Source organism: Moorena sp. SIO3I6 (assembly GCF_010672095.1).
This window is the reverse complement of record NZ_JAAHHU010001062.1, coordinates 1-1,728: the sequence shown is the minus strand read 5'-3', so window position 1 is coordinate 1,728 and position 1,728 is coordinate 1. Positions and strand designations below refer to the sequence as shown.

Below are 1,728 nucleotides of genomic sequence, written 5' to 3'. Positions count from 1 at the left end.
ACCACTGTCTCCTGCCAGCAAATCCCTAGTGCCACGGATATTTGTGCCAATCACTGGTGTTTCCAGGCACAAGGACTCCATCACACTTCTAGGAAGTCCTTCTTGTTCTGAAACCAACAGTGTTGCGATAGAGGCTTGTATTAAAGTCGGAATATCCCGGCGGAAACCAAGGAAATATACCTGATGTTTAATACCTAGAGCTGATGCCAAGTCTTGCATTTGTTGAGTCCACTCTTCATCTCCATCTCCTGCCAATGCCAAGTGGACATCAGATCGCTCCAAACAGGCAAATGCCCTTAAAATATCCTGATGATGCTTGCGAGGGATAAACTCAGCAACTGACAAAAATAGTGGATTTTCCGGTGCTATTCCCAGCTCCTCGTACACCCCCATTACCTCAGCTACAGGAGTCGAATCAAAATTGTAGTATTCCAAATCAACACCGATTCCTGGCATATAACGAATCTGTTTTGGTGGCACGATATTATAGTGCTTAGCTGCCTCTTTATCCTCATGATTAATTACTACTAAATAGTCAGTCCAATGTCCAGCCAATTTTTCCAATGTCAGGAACAAAGCATTTTTTAAAGGTTGCCCCCCACGATAGAAGTGAAAGCCATGAGCAGTGTAAATTACCCTGGGTTGTCCCTGCTTTATTAAACCCCTTAGAGCATAACGAGTAACAAAAGCCGCTACTGGAGTATGTACATGAACAATATCATAGTTCTTTTGAGCAATTACTTCTTGGATAGTTCGCGGAGCCAACAGTAGATTCTGTGGATCCAAGGGATTGCGTGACCACTGCACATCCCAAACCTGGTCAAAAGCTGCCAAGCATTCCTCACAAGCCGAAACTCCCTGAGCCATAGCATCGACTTGCCAGCCTTCAAACCGGAAGTGGTGAGCCAAGGGAAGCAGGAAGCCACGGATTGTATCCGGAATAGTAGTTATGATTAAAAGTCTATTCATGATTATTTATTACTCAATACTAGTTATCTTGGTTTACAAGAATTAAAATCTCCCTAATTACCTATCAGGATTAATGACTGACGCAATCAGCACTATTTTTAATCTAAAATCAGTTCATATAAACTTTCATATTGAGCGACCACTGAGTTTATAGAAAAGGAATCAATAATTCTAGACCTTGCTGCTTTTCCTAACACTTTCCTCCCTTCATTACCCATCAAAATTAGCTCTTTCCAAGCCCTAGCCAATGCTTCTGAGTTTCTTGGGGGTACCACTCGTCCCGTATTACCCACAATCCAGGCTGAATCACCCACATCTGTTACCACACAGGGAACACCACTCGACATTGCCTCTCCAATAACTAAAGGAAAGGCTTCCCCATAGGCAGAAGCCAGAGTATTAATATCTAGAGCAGCAGTAAGGCGAGGAATATCACTGCGTTCTCCTAGTAAGTGGATATGATTCGATAGTCCTAAGTCCTGAATCAACGAAGATAAAAAATTATTATCTTGGTCAACTTCTGTGCCAACCATAATAAAATGTACATCAGGAAATTCTTTGACTAATAATGAAGCAGCCCGGATAAAATTAGGGTGATCCTTCATGGGATGATAACGACCAATCAATCCGATTAAAATCGATTGTTCAGACAACCCTAATTCAGAACGAAAAGCTGCTCTAGCTTCCAGAGATGGTTTAAATAAAGACGTGTCAAATCCATTCGGAATTACACAGCTGTTTTGCGAAGAATATCCCAAA

At 42.0% G+C, this 1,728-nt stretch carries 2 protein-coding genes; both read right to left on the bottom strand.

Annotation, left to right across the window (positions count from 1 at the left end):
* Positions 1-969: glycosyltransferase (locus F6K49_RS46110; RefSeq protein ID WP_293109095.1), on the bottom strand; the 969-nt coding region annotated here is incomplete at its 3' end.
* Between the two features lie 98 nt (positions 970-1,067).
* Positions 1,068-1,728 (bottom strand): glycosyltransferase (locus tag F6K49_RS46105; protein ID WP_293109090.1); only part of this gene is annotated, 661 nt, incomplete at its 5' end.